At 36.9% G+C, this 22,206-nt stretch carries 22 protein-coding genes; 9 read left to right on the forward strand and 13 right to left on the reverse strand.

Features of this window, described 5'->3' with window-relative positions; all coding sequences use genetic code 11:
* The 3 genes from EHQ16_RS10345 to EHQ16_RS10355 all read left to right on the forward strand — a co-directional run bounded on the left by EHQ16_RS10345 (nucleotide 1) and on the right by EHQ16_RS10355 (nucleotide 3,405).
* Nucleotides 1-1,320 (forward strand): class I SAM-dependent RNA methyltransferase, encoded by a 1,320-nt coding sequence (locus EHQ16_RS10345; protein ID WP_135635857.1) that lies wholly within the window; start codon nucleotides 1-3, stop codon nucleotides 1,318-1,320.
* A gap of 49 nt (nucleotides 1,321-1,369) precedes the next feature.
* Entirely contained in the window at nucleotides 1,370-2,497 is a 1,128-nt protein-coding gene (locus tag EHQ16_RS10350) for a SpoIID/LytB domain-containing protein (RefSeq protein ID WP_135635855.1), read from the forward strand.
* Nucleotides 2,498-2,562: 65 nt separating this feature from the next.
* Nucleotides 2,563-3,405, forward strand: coding sequence for an HDOD domain-containing protein (locus EHQ16_RS10355; protein ID WP_135635853.1), 843 nt, complete (start codon nucleotides 2,563-2,565; stop codon nucleotides 3,403-3,405).
* 27 nt (nucleotides 3,406-3,432) lie between these two features.
* Here the strand turns inward: EHQ16_RS10355 and EHQ16_RS10360 are convergent, their stop codons facing one another.
* From EHQ16_RS10360 to EHQ16_RS10395, 8 genes are read right to left on the reverse strand one after another with little or no spacing between them, the layout of a single operon-like run.
* Nucleotides 3,433-4,668, reverse strand: a complete 1,236-nt coding sequence (locus EHQ16_RS10360) for an adenylate/guanylate cyclase domain-containing protein (protein WP_135635851.1) — start codon at nucleotides 4,666-4,668, stop codon at nucleotides 3,433-3,435.
* A gap of 8 nt (nucleotides 4,669-4,676) precedes the next feature.
* Nucleotides 4,677-5,492 (reverse strand): NADH-quinone oxidoreductase subunit B family protein, encoded by an 816-nt coding sequence (locus EHQ16_RS10365; RefSeq protein WP_135635849.1) that lies wholly within the window; start codon nucleotides 5,490-5,492, stop codon nucleotides 4,677-4,679.
* Nucleotides 5,489-6,919: a hydrogenase large subunit gene (locus tag EHQ16_RS10370; RefSeq protein WP_135635847.1), complete on the reverse strand. Its 1,431-nt coding sequence runs from the start codon at nucleotides 6,917-6,919 to the stop codon at nucleotides 5,489-5,491. Before EHQ16_RS10370 ends, EHQ16_RS10365 begins: the two co-directional genes overlap by 4 nt.
* Nucleotides 6,907-8,124 (reverse strand): proton-conducting transporter transmembrane domain-containing protein, encoded by a 1,218-nt coding sequence (locus tag EHQ16_RS10375; protein WP_135635845.1) that lies wholly within the window; start codon nucleotides 8,122-8,124, stop codon nucleotides 6,907-6,909. The genes EHQ16_RS10370 and EHQ16_RS10375 overlap by 13 nt, the downstream gene beginning before the upstream one ends.
* Nucleotides 8,121-8,732 (reverse strand): formate hydrogenase, encoded by a 612-nt coding sequence (locus EHQ16_RS10380; RefSeq protein ID WP_135635843.1) that lies wholly within the window; start codon nucleotides 8,730-8,732, stop codon nucleotides 8,121-8,123. The genes EHQ16_RS10375 and EHQ16_RS10380 overlap by 4 nt, the downstream gene beginning before the upstream one ends.
* Before the next feature lie 8 nt (nucleotides 8,733-8,740).
* Nucleotides 8,741-9,619, reverse strand: a complete 879-nt coding sequence (locus EHQ16_RS10385) for an NADH-quinone oxidoreductase subunit H (RefSeq protein WP_135635841.1) — start codon at nucleotides 9,617-9,619, stop codon at nucleotides 8,741-8,743.
* A complete protein-coding gene (locus EHQ16_RS10390; protein ID WP_135635839.1) occupies nucleotides 9,620-11,365 on the reverse strand; it encodes a proton-conducting transporter transmembrane domain-containing protein in 1,746 nt (581 codons plus the stop codon).
* A 39-nt stretch (nucleotides 11,366-11,404) separates the two neighbouring features.
* The gene (locus EHQ16_RS10395) at nucleotides 11,405-11,689 is read right to left on the reverse strand and encodes a hypothetical protein (RefSeq protein ID WP_135635837.1); all 285 of its coding nucleotides are present in this window, start codon (nucleotides 11,687-11,689) and stop codon (nucleotides 11,405-11,407) included.
* A gap of 58 nt (nucleotides 11,690-11,747) precedes the next feature.
* Here EHQ16_RS10395 and EHQ16_RS10400 point away from each other — a divergent pair, with 58 nt between their 5' ends.
* Genes EHQ16_RS10400 through EHQ16_RS10410 form a run of 3 tightly spaced genes read left to right on the forward strand, consistent with a single transcriptional unit; the run spans nucleotide 11,748 to nucleotide 15,854 of the window.
* Nucleotides 11,748-12,452: an ABC transporter ATP-binding protein gene (locus tag EHQ16_RS10400; protein ID WP_244242032.1), complete on the forward strand. Its 705-nt coding sequence runs from the start codon at nucleotides 11,748-11,750 to the stop codon at nucleotides 12,450-12,452.
* Nucleotides 12,449-14,908 (forward strand): ABC transporter permease, encoded by a 2,460-nt coding sequence (locus EHQ16_RS10405; RefSeq protein WP_135635835.1) that lies wholly within the window; start codon nucleotides 12,449-12,451, stop codon nucleotides 14,906-14,908. Before EHQ16_RS10400 ends, EHQ16_RS10405 begins: the two co-directional genes overlap by 4 nt.
* 37 nt (nucleotides 14,909-14,945) lie before the next feature.
* Nucleotides 14,946-15,854, forward strand: a complete 909-nt coding sequence (locus EHQ16_RS10410) for a hypothetical protein (RefSeq protein ID WP_135635833.1) — start codon at nucleotides 14,946-14,948, stop codon at nucleotides 15,852-15,854.
* 12 nt (nucleotides 15,855-15,866) lie between these two features.
* Here EHQ16_RS10410 and EHQ16_RS10415 read toward each other — a convergent pair whose 3' ends face one another.
* Together EHQ16_RS10415 and pyrE are read right to left on the reverse strand one after the other, a co-directional pair.
* The gene (locus EHQ16_RS10415; RefSeq protein ID WP_135635831.1) at nucleotides 15,867-16,619 is read right to left on the reverse strand and encodes a hypothetical protein; all 753 of its coding nucleotides are present in this window, start codon (nucleotides 16,617-16,619) and stop codon (nucleotides 15,867-15,869) included.
* Nucleotides 16,619-17,176, reverse strand: a complete 558-nt coding sequence (gene pyrE, locus EHQ16_RS10420) for an orotate phosphoribosyltransferase (protein WP_135635829.1) — start codon at nucleotides 17,174-17,176, stop codon at nucleotides 16,619-16,621. Before pyrE ends, EHQ16_RS10415 begins: the two co-directional genes overlap by 1 nt.
* Before the next feature lie 259 nt (nucleotides 17,177-17,435).
* Between pyrE and EHQ16_RS10425 the strand changes: the two genes are divergently transcribed.
* A complete protein-coding gene (locus EHQ16_RS10425; RefSeq protein ID WP_135635827.1) occupies nucleotides 17,436-18,086 on the forward strand; it encodes a TetR/AcrR family transcriptional regulator in 651 nt (216 codons plus the stop codon).
* An 8-nt stretch (nucleotides 18,087-18,094) separates the two neighbouring features.
* Here the strand turns inward: EHQ16_RS10425 and EHQ16_RS10430 are convergent, their stop codons facing one another.
* Nucleotides 18,095-19,081 carry a cytochrome-c peroxidase gene (locus tag EHQ16_RS10430; protein ID WP_135635825.1) on the reverse strand — a complete coding sequence of 329 codons (987 nt, stop codon included), beginning with the start codon at nucleotides 19,079-19,081 and terminating at the stop codon, nucleotides 18,095-18,097.
* A gap of 280 nt (nucleotides 19,082-19,361) precedes the next feature.
* Here EHQ16_RS10430 and EHQ16_RS10435 point away from each other — a divergent pair, with 280 nt between their 5' ends.
* Nucleotides 19,362-19,709, forward strand: coding sequence for an LEPBI_I2431 family sigma-54 regulated protein (locus EHQ16_RS10435; RefSeq protein ID WP_135635823.1), 348 nt, complete (start codon nucleotides 19,362-19,364; stop codon nucleotides 19,707-19,709).
* Between the two features lie 88 nt (nucleotides 19,710-19,797).
* The gene (locus EHQ16_RS10440; RefSeq protein WP_135635821.1) at nucleotides 19,798-20,730 is read left to right on the forward strand and encodes an ornithine carbamoyltransferase; all 933 of its coding nucleotides are present in this window, start codon (nucleotides 19,798-19,800) and stop codon (nucleotides 20,728-20,730) included.
* A gap of 55 nt (nucleotides 20,731-20,785) precedes the next feature.
* Here the strand turns inward: EHQ16_RS10440 and EHQ16_RS10445 are convergent, their stop codons facing one another.
* Both EHQ16_RS10445 and EHQ16_RS10450 read right to left on the reverse strand, forming a co-directional pair.
* The gene (locus EHQ16_RS10445; RefSeq protein ID WP_244242034.1) at nucleotides 20,786-21,508 is read right to left on the reverse strand and encodes a hypothetical protein; all 723 of its coding nucleotides are present in this window, start codon (nucleotides 21,506-21,508) and stop codon (nucleotides 20,786-20,788) included.
* A gap of 133 nt (nucleotides 21,509-21,641) precedes the next feature.
* Nucleotides 21,642-22,076 carry a globin domain-containing protein gene (locus EHQ16_RS10450; RefSeq protein ID WP_135635819.1) on the reverse strand — a complete coding sequence of 145 codons (435 nt, stop codon included), beginning with the start codon at nucleotides 22,074-22,076 and terminating at the stop codon, nucleotides 21,642-21,644.
* Nucleotides 22,077-22,206 lie beyond the last annotated feature (130 nt).

A 22,206-nucleotide genomic window follows, 5' to 3' on the forward strand; every position in this document is an offset into this window, starting at 1 on the left:
TTGGATAAAGTCATTGTGGAAAGTTTAGATTCCGATTTTTCAGGAATCGTCACTGCACCTAACGGAAAAAAGGTGAATGTATTTTTTGCTTATCCAGGAGATGAACTTCATGTGGAGTATGTCAAACGCAGGCCAAGACAAAGGTCGTTGCGTATCCAAGAAACCATCCGTAACCATGATTGGAAACTTGTCCGATGCAATGTGTTTGGAGAATGTGGGGGATGCACCGGCCAACATATAGATTACGCAAAACAATTAGAACTAAAATTTTCACCCATCCTCCAATCCTTCCAAAAAGATTTAGGAATTTCCATCACACCCCTTCCAACGGCTAAAATTTATGAATATAGGTCACGAATGGATTTTTCCGTTTTCCCTGGGCCAATCATCGGCCAAAGACAAAGAGGGAATTTTCGAAAGGTGGTTCCTATTTCCTCTTGTTCCATCCAATCCAATTGGGCAAATGATGCTCTAAAAGATGTACAATCTGTACTAGAACAAATACCAGAAGTAATCTGGGACAGAAAAAATGAAGATGGTGGGCTCAAATATCTCACCATTCGAAAAGCTCAAAATACCGATGATGGAATTTTAATTTTTACTTTTACTGATGGATACGAATCACATCCTTCTATGGAAAAATTTCGTAACCTCTGTTTGCTGTCTTTAAAACAAGAGTCCTTATTATTTTGTTACAATAGACCCAAGTCGGAAGTTTCTGCTTTTGGGCGTCCGGAAATTTTAAGAGGCAAATCCACATTTACTGAAAATGTTTTGGGAGAAACCTTTCAGATTCCATTTGATTCTTTTTTCCAACCAAACCCAGCAGGATTTTTACCGATCCTTTCCTTTATCAAGGAACGAATTCCCAAATCGGGAAAAAATCTTATCGATTTATTTTGTGGAAATGGTTTCTTTTCTTTGTTATACGGTGATTCATTCGAAAATGTGGATGGTTATGAACTGACCGAATCCTCCATCTCCATTGCATCTTCCACTTTCCAAAATCGATACCCAAACAAATCCCATTCATTCCAAATCGCAAACCTCTTTATGTCGACGGAACTTCTGAAACAAAAAGAGGAAGCCACACTCATTTTGGATCCTCCCCGGGCCGGTGCTGGGAAATTAGTCACTCAATGGATTCGTGATTTTGGTCCAGAATATGTATTCTATGTCTCCTGTAACCCTTACTCCCAAAAAGAAGATGTATCTACTTTCCTGCCAAATTATGATTTTGTAGATGGAATCCTAATCGATCCCTACCCTCACACGCCCCATACGGAATCCGTACTTTTCTTTCAAAGAAAGCGCACATAAATCCCTTCACCAATTTTGAATTTTCTCCGAAATTAGAAAGGAGGGTACTATGAAGATTCAAAAATCGATTTTATTTTTATGTTTGGCCATCTTAGGGCAAATCGGTTGTGCGAGTGTGATGGTAACTAATTGGACACCAGATGATTCTGGTTTCAAAACAAAACCAGTTCGTGTGTTACTCGGTTATGCGACTGATGAAGAGGTGTTTAAGTCTACAGGAGAAATCATTGTTCGAGATGCAAACGACCTCACCATTAAAAAAGCTTATGATTTTTTATCTTTAAATCCCACAGTTCTAAAAGCCCCAATTTCCATTCAAAGCAATTCAGAATGGATTGAATACAAGGGAGTGAGTTACAGAGGAACAATTTTACTCAAACCAATTGATGGAAAAATTTATATTATCAATTTAGTTCCGGTTGAGGCCTATCTTTTATCGGTTGTTCCTTCTGAGGTAAGTGCTTCTTGGCCAAAAGAAGCTCTCAAAGCCCAAGCGATTTGTGCTAGAACCTACGTGGTCAGAGAAATGTTAAATCGCAAAAAACAAGAGTTTGACGTTGATACTTCTACCAATACACAAGTTTATAAGGGAAAGAATAAAGAACACCGAAATACTTCGGAAGCAGTTTTTGAAACAGAAGGTCTGATCCTCATTCACAAAGGACAACCCATTCAAAGTTTTTTCCATTCCAATGCCGGTGGATATACGGAAGACCCAGCCAACGTTTGGGGAAGTCCTGTTGAATATTTAAAACCAGTACCATCAGAATATGATAAAGATGGAGACCAATATTCCTGGGAAGAAAAATGGAAAACAGATTTTATAAATACCAACTTACGTGACTTAGGTGTAGGTGAGATCCAAGATATTATTGTCAGTAGTCGATTCCCCTCTTCTCGAGTGAATGAAATTGAAATCATTGGAGCTTCTGGATCCAAAAAAATCAAAGCGACTGAGTTTCGAAAAAAATTGGGAGCAACCAAATTAAAATCCACAAGATTTGGAATTCGTAAAGAAGAGTCTGGAGATTTTTATGTGAAGGGACTTGGCTCAGGACATGGAGTGGGAATGTCTCAGTGGGGAAGTTTTGCCATGGCAAAAAGTCAGTTCAACCACAGGGAAATCCTACAACACTACTTCAAAGGAATCGAATTCGCAAGGATTGTCGCGAGGTAATTTTCTCCGTTTTTCGGTTTCCCTTGGTTCCTAGTTTTAGAATCTGACTTTAGGTTCTAAATCTTATGGCTACAGTTGAAGAATACCTCTCCCAAATCAAAGACCTGACGATTGTACCGCCGGTCTTACTTTCCGTACTTTCCCTAGATGATGACAACGAACTCTCCTTTGGGGAATTAGAAAAAAAAGTCCAATCAGACCAAGTCTTAGTAGCAAGACTTTTAAAACTTGCGAACTCACCATTTTTCTCTAGAGGAAATCCTGTAGCTAACATGAAACAGGTGATCACTCGACTGGGATTCAAAACCGTTCGAAGTATGGTAGCGATGTCTATGACAGACTCGTTATTTAGCCAAGGTAATTATAAAAAATTTAGAGATGAAGTTTGGGATCATTCTGTTGCCAAAGGGATTTTTGCACAAATTCTTTGTGAAGAGAAAAAATTCAAAAAAGAAGCGGAACTTGCCATCACCTGCGGACTGATGCAAGATCTCGGTAGAATTGTACTCAATACCATTGATCGAACAAAATATGTAGAAGTGCTTACCGAATTCCAAACTTCTGATGTCAGTTTGATTTCCTTAGAGAAAAAATTCTTTGGAGTGGATTCTTACGAAATGGGAAGTGCGGCAGCAAAACTTTGGAAGATGCCAAACATCATCATTTCCTCTATTGAAGATTTGGCAAAACCTGTTACCGAACAATCGGCTCTCGGTCAAATCATTGGATTTGCTGGTGTGATTGCAAAACTAACGGGCCATGGCAAACAAGAACCAGGAACCACAGAAAAGTTTGAGGAATACAAACAAATCCTAAACCTTGAAATTGAAGACCAAAAAGTATTTTTAACAGCTAAAGATGAAAAACTGAAAACAAACGAATTGTATCAGTTTTGTAGTACACTTTAAAAGTAATTCCGGGATACTAAACTTATCTTACGCGAGGGGTTTGACGCTGAGAATTCTGTGTAACCCTTCTTTCCCTTTAATTTTTACAGGTTCCAATTCTTCATAACGGTATTTATTCGCATAATCTTCTGGAAGGAAATTGTATAAACCTTCTGAAACATAAACATGCATCGGTTTGGCAATGGATTCCAACCGACTGGCCATATTTACAGTATCCCCCACTGCCGTATAAGAAAGTTTTTGAAAGGAACCAACGTTTCCAACAATTGCTTTTCCTGAGGCCAAACCAATTCCTATCTCCGGAGTGAATCCATAAATCTGTTGCCATTTGGGTTGCCAAAGTTCAAACACTTGCACCATTTCCACGGCACAATCCAAAGCATTCTGCCTATGATCTTCCTGAAAAACAGGCGCACCAAACAAACACATGATGGAGTCACCAATATATTTATCGATCATACCACCGTATCCCAAAATGACTTCTGTCATCGCAGTAAAATATTCATTTAAAAAAGAGATGACTTGTTCTGGTTTCATTTTTTCAGAAAGAGTCGTATAACCACGAATATCCGAAAATAATACAGATACTTCTTGTTCTTTTCCTTTTTGATCCAACGAAAGAGTGTTATTCATTAAACTTTCAACAATGATGGGATCAACATACATACCGAAAACATTTTGCATTTTCTTTTTTTCGGTTTCTAAATTCAATTTTTCTTCGTATTCTTTTTCCAATTCCTTTTTGAATTTTTTAACCATCGTGTTCAAATCTTGAATTTCCGATTGGTTCATCCCATACAAATCTTGGAATCGTTTCAAACTATCATCCATTTGGATGGAAACTACTTTTTTGCGGTAAACTTCTCGGAACAAATTTCTAAATCGATGTTCCAAAACATTCTTCTTTAACCGTCGTTTGCTGAAGTATTCGTTAATTCCAAGTTGGAAGGCATGTATTGGTAATTGTTTTCCTTCAGCTTTCGTAAACACAACCACCGGAAGTTCTGATGGTCCCGCTAAATCCATAATGGTTTCCAAAACAGATTCAGAGGAATCCTCTAGTTCGGGGAATTGGATTTCTGTTATGAGTAAATCGTACTCTGCTTTTTTGATTTCCTCAGCACCGTTTTCAAAAACCGAACGCCAAACGAGTTCGATATAATCACCGAACCACTCCACAAGTAGTTGGGAAATGGTATCATAAGATTTTTTTTGCGGTTCTAAGACCAGGACACGAACGATTTCTTCTTTTTCTAAATCCACGCGCCTTATTATTCATTCTCTAAAATTTTGTGAAGCGCCTCTTGAAACCGGAAGGAAAATCTTCCCATTAAAAGTCGAAATCCTTGTAAAATCACGTCTGGCCTTGGGGGATCTCCTGAAATATAAAGATCTGGTTCCGCGGGTCTTTTCCCCATGGGGAATAGTCCCCCGCTCACCGCTTCCGTCCCACAGGCAATCAGTGCTTTTGGTTCTGCAATTACCTCCCAAGCGGTTTCCAGTGGAGCCACCATATTCTTTCCTACCGGCCCCGAAAAAACGATAGCATCGGCGTGTTTGGGGCTTGCGACACAACGAACCCCTTCTCTTTCCGAATCAAAAACCGAATTAAAAGAAGCATTCAGTTCCGATTCCACAGTATTGTTTCCTGCAGCAGCTACCTCTCGGTAAAGGAATCCTCTTTTTTTGGTTAATTCCCGGAACTTCAATTGGTTTGCAGTCAGTGGAAAAGGTAAGTCACTTACTTTTTCCATTCGCCCAGAAATGTAAGTGACTTTCAATTCATCACGACTTAAGGCAAAGGTATAAATAAAACCCGAGTTCCTAAGTTTTCCATCCGAACACTCTGTACAAAGTCCACATTGCAAACATTTGCCATAATCAAACCGAACTTCTGTTTCCGAAACTATTTGAATTGCTTTTGTAGGACAGACTTCTGCAGAAACCGACAAGGATTTACTTCCCTCCTTCAACTTTACCGTAGGAACCGGAATCCCGCGACTTGTTGGATGCACGGGGGAAGCTGTATTAAAATTTAATACATTTTTCGGAAAAATAAAACTTTTTAGTTCATATAAAAAATTCATAAGTCAAACCCAACATAACTAAGATTAAACGATTTGTTATTCAAAGGAAAATCTCCGATTTGTTCTCCGCGAACAGCAAGTTCCAAAGCATGCCAATTTAAAACGGACGGATCACGGATATAGGAATTTTTTACAAATCCATTTGTATCAATATCTAAGGAAACAAGCACAGGACCTCGCCATGCTTCGACACTTGCTGTATAAATTCCCGCTTTCGGTTTCCATTCTTTCCACTGACTAGGTTTGGTAGCAGAATCATTTTCTGACCATAAAGATTTAAAATCCAAGTAATCCAAATGTGATTCTATCCATTTTAAGGATTGTTCAATTTCCGCATAACGAATGTACATACGTGCCCAGACATCTCCATTATAATGGTGATGTTCTTCCTTTATAGGTAAGGGAACCCAACCTGGATAATCAGGATTATTAATTCTTAAATCATCACCTACACCCGCCATCCGAGCAATCATACCGGAAAATCCATGTTTTTCTACATCCAACTCAGAAATAAAACCACAACCTTGCATTCTTTCTTTTAAGGTAGAAACGGAAAGAGCTCGTAAAATTTGGGGACGAATTCGTTTGAAATAAACTTTTTTTAAATTGAAAAAAGCTTCTTTTGCTTGTTTGGCGGAGATACGCCCATTAACACGAACTCTTCCTGGACGAATGGCAGCTTTGCCAAATCGATTTCCAGTCCATGTTTCCATAAGACCAAGGGCGGCCCCTCTATCAGTGACACAGACACCATACAACGGATAGTAACCTATGTCCTCCGAAATACCACCTAAGTCACCGATATGAACTGCAATTCGTTCCAATTCAATCAAAAAGAATCGAAATAAGGTAACATCTTTTGAGATGGGTATTCCATACATTTCTTCGTAGATTTTGCTAAAGGCAACCGCATAACCAACACTAGTATCACCAGAAATAGTTTCAGAAAGTGGCATTACATCCAACACTGACTTACCAAACATTTTTTCTCGGATGGCCCTGTGTTGGAAACCCAATCGAATGGTTAGATGACGAATGACCTCTCCTTCCACCACAAACCGAAAATGTCCAGGTTCAATGATTCCCGCATGGATCGGGCCAACTGCATGAGAATAATTTCCTTCATGAAAAGGAACATGTAGCCCATGATAACTCAGATCCCTCACAACACCTGTTTTTTGATGGAGTGAGAGAGTTTTTCCTCTGTTGTCAGATAAATAATCTTCTTCTTTTAACTCAGAGTAATCTTCAAGACCCATATCCTGTCCAAACGCATGACGAACAAGCCAAACAGGATACTGTGGATCTAACAAAAAATCAATATTACTTTTTTTAGATTTTACTTCTTCCCGAATCATTTTTTGATCGCGGATGACAAACTGGTGATAAACACCATCAAAATTAGTAACGCCTGTTATCTTTTCCATATATATTCTGCCAATAAATAGGTTAAACCGTAAGTACCAACACATACGGTGAATAAAAAACTAAACCAAAAGAATACCAACCGAGTTTGTAATATCTCATAAACACTAGATTCAAAATTGCGATTCGGCAACCGAACAAGAGGCAAAACTTTGTTTAAGGCTATAAAGAAAAAAACAGCACCCACAATAGGAAATAGAAACAAAAAGAACATCTTTTGTTTGATGGCGATCTCAATGACTTTTAAATCCAAAACAAAAACTGGAGATAAAGGAAAAACAAACGCAACCAGTAAGGCAAGTAAATACATATACAATGCTTTGTGACTGAGAGAAGATGTTTCTAAAATTTGAGAAATATTTCTTTTACCAGCATCCATCCGCAAAATTCCCATAGATAGAAAAACCAAAAGTTTTACGAGAACTGTTGTTGATAATAAAAAATAAAACATATCATCCGATACATCTAACCATAAGAACAAAGTTAACATCCCTGTATGGAAAAGAGCTACTTTTGCTGAAATCCTACGAATATCTTCACGGGAAAACAAAATCAACGTAGAATATAGGATAGTTAAAATTCCAATAAAAAGAATTCCATTTGCTGCATTGATCACGTGGGGATTAATTTCTCTTTCTAACTGAACCAGTGGCCGAATGGCAAGAACCACACTCACTGGCACAAAAGAGGCGATGAGGGATGATATTTGGCTTGGACTTTCTGCATACGTATCCCCTACCCAAAAATGGTTTGGCACAAGCCCCAATTTTCCACTGTATCCATAAACAGTCAGTAAAATCCCAGTTTCAATCAAAAGTCCACTTTGACCCACTAACCCTTGTTTCAAGGATTCAAAATCTAAATTTTCTAAAGGAGTTGATGCAAAAAGTAGGATCACAATTCCTAAAAATGCCAAACCAAGTGCATAAGAATTGATGAGTAAAAATTTCCAACCTACATGAAACGATCGTTCTGTTCCACTTGAAGAAATTAGCAAAGCACCGAATAACGTTGAGGCTTCAATCAAAATCCATTTGAGAACAATGTTGTCGGTAAACCAAGAATAGAACAAAGAAACAAAGAATCCAATTTTCAAAAGACTCCAAAGCCAGATTCTTGTTTGTCCCTTAGTTGGTGCAAAAATCGAAACAAAAAAGATCACTAAAAAAGCGAGTATGCCAGAAAGATAAAATAATTCCTTCATCATAGTTTTCTCTCCTTAGTATGCATATGAGGAGAGAGCTGCAAAATTCCTCCCGAAACAATGACAAGAATTGCATCCAAAAAGGAACCAAACTCTAGCCCAACAGGAAGACCTTTATCTAAAACCATGGTAAGAACAAAAATTCCGTTTTCAAAAACACAAAATCCTGCGATAAGAGCAAGCCAGTTTCGCCGAACAACAAAACAAAGAATTCCGACATAGACAAGCAAGATTACGTAAATTAGTCCAATCTTATGAACTGGGATCGAAAGAATCGAAACTCCTTCCGTAATTTTTACAGCGAGGACAAGGCCGAGAACCATAAAAAGTAATGTTGCCAAGTATCCAAATCTTGGTGCCGTACTTTCGTTCATTTTGGATTTATTTGCTGTCCAGTTAAGAACCCAAGGAGTGAGAATCCCTTTAAACAATACCACCATTACAATTAATGAAATCGCGTGTTTCCAATCTTCTTCATGAGTTTGTAACACAGGAAATATTAATAAAAAACCTTGTGCACTTAAGAAGAATATAATCCGACTCAAACGGTTCTCAACTAACACAACCACGCCGGTAAGTAGTAACAATAAATAGATAAAATCGTATGCCATATTAATCCTTAAGACAGCTTAACCAAAGTTCCCAATATCAAAATTGCAATAAAGGTAAGTCCCATAAACTCAGGAATCCATGTCCATTTCCTTCTCACACTATTTGATTCCCAAAACCCAAGAATGATCGCAAGTAAGATCACCATCGGTGCAATTAAAAACTCTCTAGCATAAATATCCAAAACCTCAGTTTTAAATAATTTTGAATGTTCCAAAGCTAACTTAACCAAAAAAACCAACAAAGTCGAAAGTTTGATGGAACTTGCCAAATCAAAAATACCCAACTGTTTTCCAGAGGCTTCCAAAATCATTGCTTCGTGAACCATAGTTAATTCTAAATGAGTTCTGGGATCATCAAACGGAGGTTTTGCGAGCTCAGCTAATATAGCGATAAAAGACAATGAAAGGAAAAGTAATCCGATGAAGGCTCCTTGAAGGCTGACTGAAATCTCGATATGAGACTGCGCAGCCAGTATCATCAAAATAAATGTCGGTTCCGCCATTACAGAAAGTAAAATCTCTCGGCCTGAGGCCATACCTCCGAAAGAGGAAGCTCCTTCCATCGCAAAACTCACATAAGCAAACCGATACAGTGCAAGAAAAAAAGGAATCAAAATGAAAGGAGCCCATTCGAAAAGAACGATAGTCCAAATCATCAGTGCAGAAAAAAGGGCCACTCGCGGAGCTAAATGAGTAAAATCAGATAAATTTGTATGAGAAATAGGAGTTTTTCTTAACGATTTATCCACTTCCCAAAAAAACTGCATCAACTTTGGACCACGCCTTCCTTGAGCATAAGCCCTAACTTTTCGTATAATCCCAGTTAGTAGAAAAGGAAGTGTTAGGAGCAAAATAATCAAATAAATATAATAAAAAATTTTTTCCATCTATAATCCTCCAAAATCGCCTAAAATCAAAAGAGAAAAGATAAAAATTAGAAACATAGAAGAAATGGCTAAGTATTTACTAACATCTTCATCTTTAGGATGATTTGTTGCTGATACAAATTTTGTCCCCAATCTAAAGAAATAAGTGATTCCCTTAATCAAAAAAGTATCTACCTTTGATTCTCCCAATTTGTTTAAAAAATATCTGCCAAGAGAATTTCGTAAAGGTTCCGAAAAAACTGAAGTGGGGATTGAAAGTTCGTGTCCACTGTACCCACCACCACAATCCCAATTTTTGGTTTTCTCTTCCCCGTTTCGTTTGGACTTATAAAGATCATACATACGAAAAACGAATACAGTACCAACTGTAATATAAGATACCAAAGAAACTGTCCAAAACCATTCACCTAACATTTCATCAACGAATGGACTAAGCATAGGCAATCGAACAAAATATGGTAATACCAAAGGAAAAATAAAAATCACCAAAGCTAAACTAAACAAAGAAATAATCACCCAGGTTCTTTGTTTGGAACCAAAGGTCTGAATACTAATATTTTTACTAGGTGTGGACAAAAACAAACTCATAAAGAGTTTGATATGAGCAAATCCTCCAAGAACAATTCCAAAAAAAATGAAGATCATTGAGGGCAAAAGAAACACCGAACGACCAATGGGTAGATCTAAAATTCGAGCATTCAAATAGAAGTATGTTGCTTCCGAAACAAATCCCAAGGTGCCAGGTAGGACTGCGTAACTAAAAGTTCCTGCTCCAACTAACAAAGGAGAAATACCAAGCAAACGACCAATTCCTTTTAATTCATCACTAGAACTCGAATTTTTTAATCTCGCAACCATACCAATTGAAAAGAGTTGAAAGGTTTTTGAAAAACAATGGTGAAACAAACTTAAGAAAAATAAAATTCTAAAAGAATTACTTAAATTCATTAGCTCTGAATCAACCGAAAACTGAAACATTCCAGCAATGATGAGACACAACCACAGAAAGTTAATGGATTCGACGGAACTATATGCTAAAGATATTTTTGGATCCTTATGAAAGAAACTGGTGATCCCACCAAAAAATATCCCAAGTGCAGCGAGTGGAAATAAAACTTGGTAAATGATGGGATCTAGTTGGTTCGGCAATACATAACGATAAAAAAGCAACAATGGAAAAACTTCCAAAACTCCGGCAAAAGATCCTAATGCATGAGATGGGCCACCTTCATTCACTTTAGGTATCCATAAATGGAATCCAGAAAACCCCGATTTAATCAAAAGCCCAATCAACAAAAGTAAAATTCCAACAGGATCACCATCAGGTAACATAACCCAGGCGGATAAAAATAAGGCGGCAATTCCAGAAGCTAGTAACAATGATCCTAAACTTTCGATTTGTTTTTTTCCAAATTCAGTACCGGAATAAATTAGAATTGTTGAAAATGAAGTTACTTCCAAAGCGATCGGAAGGATGAGAGATTTACCTGATAAATAACAAACACCTAAAGCTGACCAAAAAATTATATAACCAATGGTGACTTTATTTTTTTCCTTGGGTTCATAAGACTGAACCAACATAAAAGAAGAAAATCCGATATAAGCCTGAATGACAAGACCAACTAAAATTGGGAAATCAACAGACAAAACATCATAATTAGAAGATAAGAATATACATAAGGGTAAAAGTGCAGAAATACCCACTAAAATTGATCGGAAGATTGAATTTCTTTCATCTTCTAACATAACTACCTCAAAAAATTAAATTTTTAAAGAAAAACGAAGTTATGTAAAAATCGGAGGACCACGACGGTCAGGAAATTTAATGGAAATAAAAGTAAGAGCACGATTTGTCGGGACTAACGAAAGGGAAGAGTGAATGATGGAAATGTAAACAGGTGCTGAAGAAATATGCAAAAAACTTTCTTCTTCTCCTGGAGGTTCTTCGATATTTTTTTCAGAGGAAAAAATCTCACCGGTTTCGGTAAATTCAGCTACGGATACAGAGGTTTGCGATTTCCCAATGAATAAAACTGATAGGAGCAGGATGAAAAATATACGTGCTAACAATCAGTGAAACCTCAATCTTGATATTCTCTACGGTCTGATATCTGGGAAGTTATTTTTAGTGAACACTCAAAAAAAAGAATTATACTCAAATCCTGTCATCAAAATGGAACATGTAAATAAAACCTTCAGGCAAGGTGAACTTACCTTTCCCATTTTGAACGACATTTCTCTTGAAATCGCCGAAAAAAAACTAGTTACCTTAATGGGTCCATCCGGAAGTGGGAAGTCAACTTTACTCAACATTCTCTCCGCAATCGAAACTGCCGATTCAGGCAAAATCGAGGTTTTCGGAAACGAATTGTCCGAGGCTACAGAAAGGGAACTTACAAATTACAGACGAAAAACAATTGGAATTGTCTTCCAGTTTTTTCATTTATTTCCTTATTTATCTGCATTGGATAATGTTGCCCTCCCTCTCCATCTTTCTGGAGTATCAAAATCCATTGCAAAAAAGAAAGCCAACGAAGCCCTTTCGTTAGTTGGACTTGCTCATAGAAAAGAGTTCACTCCCAAGGAAATGTCAGGCGGTGAAAAACAAAGAGTTTCCATTGCCAGGGCTGTCGCGCACCAACCCAAACTTATATTGGCAGATGAACCAACAGGGAACTTGGATTCTCTAACTTCTGAAATGATTATGAAACTTTTCAGAACTTGTGTGAAAGATTTAAATATATCTGTCTTTCTCGTAACACATAACGAAGAAATTGGAAAGTCAGGCGACATTAACCTTCATCTGTTAGATGGCCAAATACAAACAAAATGAAAGAAGTTTACTATTCGTTTATCTTTGGCTATTTTAAAGACCATTTACCTAAAATCAGTTTAGCCATCATTGGAATTAGTTTAGGAATAGCTCTCTTTGTCAGTACACAAATCAATGCTTGGCGAGCCGAACAAACGGTAGTTGACCAAATGATTGGTTATTCTTCGGAAAATTTCATCGGCAGATATCTTGCAATCAATCAAAACCAAGGTGCAAAAGATAGTTTTATCAAAACACTCGAGTCAGTAACTCCAGACAATATAAAACTAGAGCCGGAATTTCAAACAAAAGGGATTCTCAACTTAACAAAGGAACAAATGATTAGTATCCCGGTGATTGGAAAAGACTTCCTACTTTCTCAAATCCCAATCGAAACAAAAAATAAAAGTGATAAATTCCCTAAGTATCTAATGAGTCAAACTCTCGCAGAAAAAATCCAATCTTTAGGACAAGAAGGATCGATTTCCATTTGTAACAACGATTTCACCATTCCAAAAGATGAATTTTTAATCCTTCCTACAGAAGGCCTTTTTTTAGTAATGGATATTGTTAGACTCCAATCCATCTGCAAACTAAACGAACATTTAACTTCCATAAAGTTAACAAAAGAATCTGAAGTCAATGTTCCTATTACTATAAAAGAAATCGTATCAGAACAATGGGTTTATGAATCAAAAGAAATTTTAATAGAACGAGCCGGACTAGCATTAGGTTCCTTAAAAATAAATCTGACCATTGTATCTTTAGTGTCTGTTTTAATTTCATTTTTTATGGTTTCCAATATGTATACGGGACTTTTCCTCGCAAGGAAACAAGAATTTGGAATTTTATTATCCATTGGATCTAGCAAAATAAATAACTTTTTATTATTTTTATTTCAAGCAATGGTTATCGGTTTTCTGGGAGGACTTGTAGGGATATTGTTTGGAATTTTTATCGCAAACACAAATTTAATCGCTACAGTCAATACAGTTACCGATACAAACCAAATACAATCTTATCGAAATATTCCCGTATCCATCATTTTTTCTGGTTTTTGCATTTCTATTTTTGGATCCATACTCGCTTCTCTTTATAATTCATATAAAACATTTCGAATCCTTCCCATTGACCTCATTCGAGAACGAGAAACAGAAAAGAACTTCTCCCTATTAGGTTTATCGAAAACCAAAATTTTTTATCTCTCTCTTCTATCGATTCCATTAGGAGTTAGTTTAGGACTGTTTAGTTTTGCAAAACAAATAATGCCGGGAATGATAGGTGTTGGGTTAGTCATTTTTGGTTTTGTTCTATTTATTTTTCTCTCGATCCCAATTTGTATAAAAATATTAGATAGAATTCTTTATAAATTGAATGTTTCACCAAGTATTGAAATTGGATTAAAAGAATTATCTGCCGAACCCTGGAAATATGGACTTACAGCATCAACGATTATGTTGTCAACCTCTCTTGTCTTTACCTTAACTAGCCTAACGGATAGTTATGAAAAATCTCTTGTTCGCTGGGTCGATGAAGAAAATAAATCTGATTATTCTTTAATTAATGAAAAAAAATTAAACACTGGAGAACCAGGTGTTCCTACCTCACTCTTCGACGATATGGAAAAAAATCCAAAGTTTTTCAGAGTAGAACCCTTTTACGTTGATTCCAAGTTTGTGGTTAATGGAAAATACTACACATTACATGTACTAACTTTTGACAACTCATTTGATAAAAACCAATTAATCGTATCCAAAAACTTATGTTTTTTGGATCAAATTTGCAAAGGAGATTTTATAACAATCAATACCGATTTAAACTCACAAGTTTCAATAAAAATCCAAGATCAAAAAGAACATTTTTTTTCCGAAAGAGGAACGATCATGATGGACTATTCTTATTTTCGGAAAAACTTCAACATAAAGTTTCTAAGTTCAATTCGAATTTTTAAAAACAAAAACCTAAGTGAAAAAGAAACAAAAGATACTCTCCAAAAAATATCCGAACAGAATGGTTTAAAATATATAAACTTAAATGAACTAAAAAAAATATACCTAGATGGAATGAATCAAGTATTCTCTATTTTAGATACATTAAAAATTTCAGCCCTTATCATTTCAATTCTTGCCCTTTCTACTTCACTCATCTATTTTATCAAAGAAAAATCGAAAGTTCTGGCTGGTCTAAAAGCAATTGGAATGGATTCTTTTCAAATGTTTCAGCTGATTTACTCTCAAGCTTTGTTCCTGGTATCCTTGGGATTTTTTGCAGGCATTCTGAGTAGCCTCATTCTTTCCCCTATAGTCATTTTTGGAATCAATCGAAACGCTTTTGGATGGGTAATTGATTTCCAGTATCCAATGCACTTTGTAGTAAAACTCCCGATACTAATCCCCTTCATAACAGTTTTTATTTGCCTCATACCGTTTTATTTTCTAGAACGAATGAAAATTTCAAAAGAATTGAAGTATGAATAATTCTTTACCGGAAAAGCACTACTAGTAACTTCTATTCATGGCCGGAAGTATCAAAGTCTGTTTGGAACTTGCAGATATGATTCGTAAAGAAAACCTCGAATCTAGAGAAAAAATCCCAACATCAGATACACATTTACGAGTATGGTCTTCCCAACTATCACGAACAGAAGAAGATCTTAGAAAATTACTTACGGCTTTGAGAGACAGCCATTATATTTTCATTGTGTCTGTCGTTGCCCCAGATCCAAATTTATTTGTTTACGGTGAAGATGCATATGTATTTGCGGAACCGTTCATTTTGAACGAATTAAAGAAACATTCTGAAGATTCATTAGAAAAACTCTACGAGGCCAGCAACTACAAAAGGAAATCTGCATTTCAAATCACAAGAGAGTTATTTCCAAAAATCAAAGAGTTTAACAACACTCCACTTGGCCGATCTATAAACGTTTCTGTCATGTTAGAAGAATTCCAAAGAATGCTAACAGCCCAAAGTTATGAATATACCGATCAATGGCGCAGGAACAAACTTCAAGAAATTTTTAAAGATGAAATTAACGCTGCGGATGAGTTGGCAAATGCGACAGCAACTAGAGACTTTGACCCAACAAAACGTGCAGTAGATCAACTCAAAGAACAAGGGCCAAAAGAAAAAGTCGACCAAAACTGGGTAAAAGCAAAAGAAAACTTTTCTACAGAATTTTTACTAAGAGTTCATTTTCGAAAATATGAGTTTGATATTGTAAAAAAACTAATCCAGTCTGGAAAACTAAAAGAAGAAAAAGATATTAAATATGTTCGTGACACCCTTCAATTGATGGAGAACAGATTAGAACAGGATAACCTGCTAAAAAGATACTCCACCGAAATGATTGAATTAAGAAGGTATGCCCAAGCAAAACTCAATATGCTTAGGCAAAGTGTTGGATCAAAACAAGAAAATTAATCAATACAAAATTTAACTTTTAAACCAACCAGATTTATCTAACTGGATATAAACTTGAAAGAAAAACACAACTAAACTAATAAAAATCATTCTTCTTTTCAATGAAAACTGACTAATTGTGTGATTTTGTTTTTCCGGCAAGTAAAGGAGATAAATGATTAAGTTTATATTAAAAAATAATCCCAAAAGCTCAGGGGATAAAATTGGGAATTTTTCCTTTATCGCTGGAATATAAAGGGCAATTAAAACCAAAATACTCGGAAAAAAATATATAGGCGTTTTTAAAGTCCAAAGTCTATCTTCCGTTAGGTCAACAGTTCGTTTAACACCCGATTCTTTTTCTAAAATTGAAACCAATTCGTCTTGTGATGATACATTCACAATAGGATGAATTTTTTCTTTTGTTTCTAAAACGATACGTTCGTATCCCCGGAATTTATCTACAGTTATCTGTTCCAAATCTTTAATGCGAATGGTTGCACAATTTCCGTTGGCATCAAATTGTTTGAGTGATCCGCCATCGAGTTCAATCCGTCCCGCAGAAAGGATTTCTACTTGTTTTAAGAAGTTTTTTCTTAAAAACCAAAAGAACAAAGCCAACAATGGAAGGAAAATTGTAAAAAATTGAACCCTTCCTTCTTTTGGCACCTGCAAACTGTTATAGGAAACAAAAACAAGAAACAGAGCGATGACAACCCATGTCCTTTTTAATAATTTACTCCGAAATAAATTTACATCGTAATGAAATGTCTTTTGTATACTCATTAGAAAAACTCACTTTTGCGAAAGATCGATTCCATTTGAATTCCCGATTTCTCTAAATTCTCTGCTCCACCCTCTTCGCGGTTTAAAATGCAAATTCCCTTAGTCACAGAAATTCCGGCCTCTCTCAATACTTGGACTGCTTTCAAAGTAGATCCACCAGTAGTAATTACATCATCCAAAACTAAACAAGACTTTACTTCTTTCCAAAATCCTTCGATTTGTTGGCCAGTCCCATGACCCTTTGCCTCTTTCCGAACCACCAAAGGGTAAATGAGTTTCCCTTTCTTCTGGTAGGATAAAGCAATTGAATATGCCAATGGATCTGCTCCGAGAGTGAGTCCGCCGACAGCTTGGAATTCAACGCCCAACTTAGGAATGATTTCCTCAACAAAACACTCAGCCAAAATGGCAAGGCGTTCTGGATGGAGAGTAACTTCCTTACAATTGAAATAATGATGAGATTCCAACCCACTCGCCAACGTAAATGGGGTCTCAGAATAGCGGTATGCGTATGATTTCATCCAAACGAAGAGTTGTTCGCGGTACTTTTGGGACATATTCCAATTATTTTTCCAATTCCGCCTCGGAAAGTATATTTTTATCTTGCTGCGATTAAATAAGTGACTAAAAAAAGTAAGTGACTTACTTTTTACAGTCACTTACTAAAGTAAGTGAGTTTATTTATAAAGTTAGTTACTAAATAAAGTGATTTTATAAATAAACTCACTTACTTAAACTTATAGCCTAATTCAAAAATATTTCATTTTCTCGCAAACACTGGGCCGGAAGGAACCAAAAAAGGAAATTTAAACCTCTATGGAAACGATGATCATGAGAATGCCGTTACGAGAACGTAAGAAACAAGCGATTCAGACCTCAGTTTTACAAGCCGCGAAACAGCTATTTCGGGAAAAAGGATACGCAGCGGTTACTGTTTCCGAAATAGCTGATTATGCCGATATCTCTGTGAAAACACTATTTACCTACTTTCGATCCAAGGAAGACCTAGCATTCCAAGACGAAATACTATTTTGTAATGAGTTGATCAAGTACCTACTGGGAAGGAGGGAAGAAGATTCAATTTTCGAGGCCTTCAAACAATTCCTTTGGAATTTGATACAATCAATCGATCCAGAGGAACTAGTAGATTCACTTCCCGGTTTCCACCCTTGGATGGACAGCCCGGAATTAGAACAAAGGTATTTATTACTCTGGGAACATTACGAACTGAGATTAGCAGACGCCCTGCAATTAGAAAGGGGAACCACTGAATTCAATCCTGTCCTTAGAGTGGTAGCAGGCCAAATGGTATCTGTTCTACGGATATTAGGTTCGAAGGCATTTAAGGAGTATCTAAAACCAATACCGATTGCTCTCAGGCACCGGGCTTTAGAAAAATGGTTACTTGGATCCCTCGAAATGGTATCGGGGATCCAAGGTTATTCTCAATTAATGAAAGTTCATTAATTGAATGATCATTCAACTCGAGTTTTATCTGATAACGTTCCAAGGAAGAGGACTATTTTTTGGGTCTCTTCATTAGAAAGATCCATACCCAGTTGGTGGAAAGCCATCTTTTTTACGGCTTCATCCAAAGTCTTCACTCCACCATCGTGAAAGTATGGGCCAGTGAGAGCGATGTTTCGGAGGCTTGGCACCTTAAAGAAAAACTTATCTTCTGCTTTTTTGGTTACATTATAGAGTCCAAGGTCACCAGTTTTGTATTCATTCACTTGGCCAATCTTTCGGTAAGAATTCCCACCAAGTAAATTACCCGAGTGACAAGATGTACAACCAGCTGCTAGAAAACTTTTGAATCCTTCTTGTTCTTCTTTAGAAATACTTTTATGGTCACCGTTGATAAAGTCATCAAATCGAGAAGATGTCACAAAAGTTCTTTCAAAGGCCGCAATAGCCCCAGCCAAGTTTTCGTAAGTTACTGGAGTTTTTTCGTTAGGAAAAGCTTTTGCAAATAATCCTGGATAATCTGAATCTTCGTTAATTCGTTTTAAAACTTCTTTTTCGGAAGGCATTGCCATTTCCACAGGGTTCAAGATAGGCCCTTTAGCCTGTGCTTTCAAGTCAGCAGCTCGACCATCCCAAAATTGAACAAAATGAAATCCTGCATTTAAAACCGTAGGAGAATTTCTATCTCCATTTTTTCCAAAAGCACCTGGCGAAGTGGCAAGGTTATCCACACCCGCAGCCTTACCCTCAACGTTGTGACAAGAGTTACAAGATTGAGTTTCATTTAGAGATAATTTCTTCTCAAAATATAGTTTTTTCCCAAGGGAAATTAGTTCTTCAGTATCGTTTTCAGAACCAGGCATTTTTGCCGGTAACGCACCAATGATTTGTTTTGCTTTCACTTGCAAATCTTTGGTTTCCTGAGAAGGCCCACAATTTGCGAATGATATGAAGAGAAGAGAGAGTAGAAAAGGTGTAAATATTTGTTTGAGCATATCGATCCTCTAGACGGATATTCCTAGAATTTACGCAGAATCGGCAAGTTAGAAATATTATACAATGAGTCTAAACTTAGAATCATATTAATTGTATCCAAACTATACAATTTGAATGGTTCTAACCCAAAGAAAAGTCGAGATAGGTCTTTGGACCAACAATTTAGGGCAAATGAATGTCTTCTCTGTTGGAAGGGGGTGACAAACTAGGAAAAGTAACCCACTTTCGATTTTGGCACGATTTATGCTTATAGTTCCTTTAGAATTTTAGGAGCTACTTATGTTGAACACAAGAAGAACAGATCGCATTGAATCATTGGATTGGGACGATTTGGTTTTGAAACTTTTTTCAATCAATGAAAACCCCGAGTTCCTGATCGCAAAAATTGGTAATATTTCGGAGCTGGGTGTGAGTGGGAATCTAGACCAAGAAGTCCGTCTTGGTGATCGTGACTTTGTTACGGGAATCATTGAAAGTGATTTAACTCGGTCAAGAATATCCTTCAAAGGTAAAATTGCTTGGATCAAAGAAACTGACCAAGGTAGACATTTTGGGATTAAATTTTTGGAAGAATTGATTTTACCTAATTTTATCATCGCCAGATCCATTGCTGAATCGGCTGCCTAAGGACTAAAAAAAATCGGGATTCAAAGTCGGTTTCTCACGAGAATCCCTCTATTTGACTCTAGATTAGGCCGATATTTGTAGGGAAGCTATGTCCCAGGTCAAACATTTGATATCTTGGCAGGATTGGAGTGATGGAGAGATCCGAGAACTTCTTGAGTTTGCCGTTTATGTAAAGAAAAATCGAGTTTATTTTTCCGGACATATGGCCGGTCGTTCCCTTGCCATGTTATTCCAAAAAACTTCTACAAGAACTCGGGTTTCGTTTGAAGCGGGCATGACCGAACTTGGAGGACATGCAATATTTTTAGATTGGATGGCATCCAATTTTCTTTTATCTGATATTGATTTTGAAGGCAAATATTTATCCAGTAACGTGGCCGTCATCATGGCACGCCTCAAAAAACACGAGGACCTACTCGTCTTAAAATCAGGATCAACTGTTCCTGTAATCAACGGATGTTGTAATTTATTTCACCCTTGCCAATCACTTGCTGATATACTTACCATTGTAATGGACTCACCTAATGACTGGCAAAAGAAAAACTTATGTTACATAGGTGTTCACAATAACGTAGCAAACTCTCTAATTGAAATTACGGCTGCTCTTGGAATCCACCTAACCCTAGTGACACCTATAGCTTCTGATGAATCAATCGTCAAAGCATCCATAGATAGAGCAAAGGAAAAAGGGACTATCTCTTGGGAGACCGATGTTAAAAAAGCAGTATCCAATGCAGACTATGTTTATACAGACACCTGGGTAGATATGGAATTCTTTAACGATCCGAAATTCCAAAAAGAAAAAGAAGAACGAATTCAGTTGATGATGCCCTACCAAGTGAATGCAGAGCTTTTAAAAAACTCCAAAGCAAAAGTAATGCACGATATGCCTATCCATGCTGGTTATGAAATTACTAGAGAAATGGTACAAAGTGAACGTTCGATTATTTTCACCCAGGCAGAAAACCGCTTAGATGCTCAAAAAGCAATCATCCTCAAATTATTAGAAAATCATAGTTAAAACCTACCAAAAAAATCAAACCACTTGATGGAATGGATCAGTGGTTTGTTTTCCCTTAGTTTTTGATCAGATAAACTTGAACCGTTGCATTTGCTTTTGTTTCAGCTGCTTGGTCTCGTTCTCCAATAATAGGCAAAACGGAATGATCGTCGATTGATTCTTTTGCTAAAAGAGATTTGATTTCGTCGTATCTGCGTTTGAGAAGTCGAACTTGAAAACCTACATCTCCTGTGGTATTTACTTTACCAAACAATACAATTTGCACTTTTTCTTCAGATTTTAGAATTTTTTGGCTTAATGCGGATAATTTATTTTGTGAATCTTCTGTTAACCGATGATCATCTGATTCGAAGGAAATAGATTCAATTGGTTCTGGATTACCGACTGCTTTCCAGAAAGTTAGTTTTGACTTCGCAGAGTTTCCGTTACCTTCCCCAGATTGAACCGATTTTTCTATCTGATCCCATGGACAGGATTTGAGGTAATCGGTGGAAGATACGACAGAAAAAAGAAATCCAAGTGTTGTCACCGCGATATCCCAAGGTTTGGCGTAAGACTTAGTTTCCATTACATATTCATTCTTGGTAAGCTCCAAACCTTCGCTTTGATAAAACGGAAGAAGGAACAATACTCGGTAGGTTCGAACTTCAGTCTCCGTAGGTTGGCATTCGGGATTCGAGTTTGCCTTGAGGTGGGCACGAGTTTCGAGTGGGATGCCACGCCATGCACAAGAAAACAAGGAAAGACATAGAATAGAAATAAAAAAATTTTGAATCATAAAAACCCGTATGTAGAATCTCTATGTCGTATACTGAGCGTTATGTTGATTTAGACAAGTAATATTTAAACAATCAACAGGGTATCTTTAATCACAACATCTGATTCTGATTCAAATCAAATTTGCGGAACAATCATTCCATAACAGAATCTTTACGGTTGATCATCCATCCACTAAATCCGTCTAAAAAATATAAAAAATCAATTTTATCATTATGATCAAAATCAAACTTTTGTAAGGCTTCATCATAACAGCGAAACCAAACACTCCTCTCCTTTTCAGAAATAGGAAATACGAAATGTCGCATCCGCATCCGAGCGGGACCCCATTTTTCAATATACAAACTAGGGCCACCTAACACCTGAATTAAAAAATCTGCTTGTTTCTCTTTCGCGAGATCCCAATCCCCTTTAAACATCCATTTAATTTCAGAACTCGCAACCAGATCATAAAAATCAGAAACTAACTTACGAATTGCATCTTCACCCCATTTTTCAAAAAGGAATTTTACATTCGGACTAGGGGGTGGAGGACCACCCGGTGGGGTATAAATTTCTTCGGGATCCAAATCGATAGTCAGTTTCGCGAAAGGGACAGGAAGGGGAAGTCGAATTTTCGACCGAAGCCGAAGGCGAAGCCCGGACTTGCCCGGCCCCGAGGGTGCGAGGGGTTCGCCCCAAAATCCAAAATAAATCATC

It is taken from the genome of Leptospira kanakyensis (assembly GCF_004769235.1).
Classification (GTDB): Bacteria; Spirochaetota; Leptospiria; order Leptospirales; family Leptospiraceae; genus Leptospira_A; species Leptospira_A kanakyensis.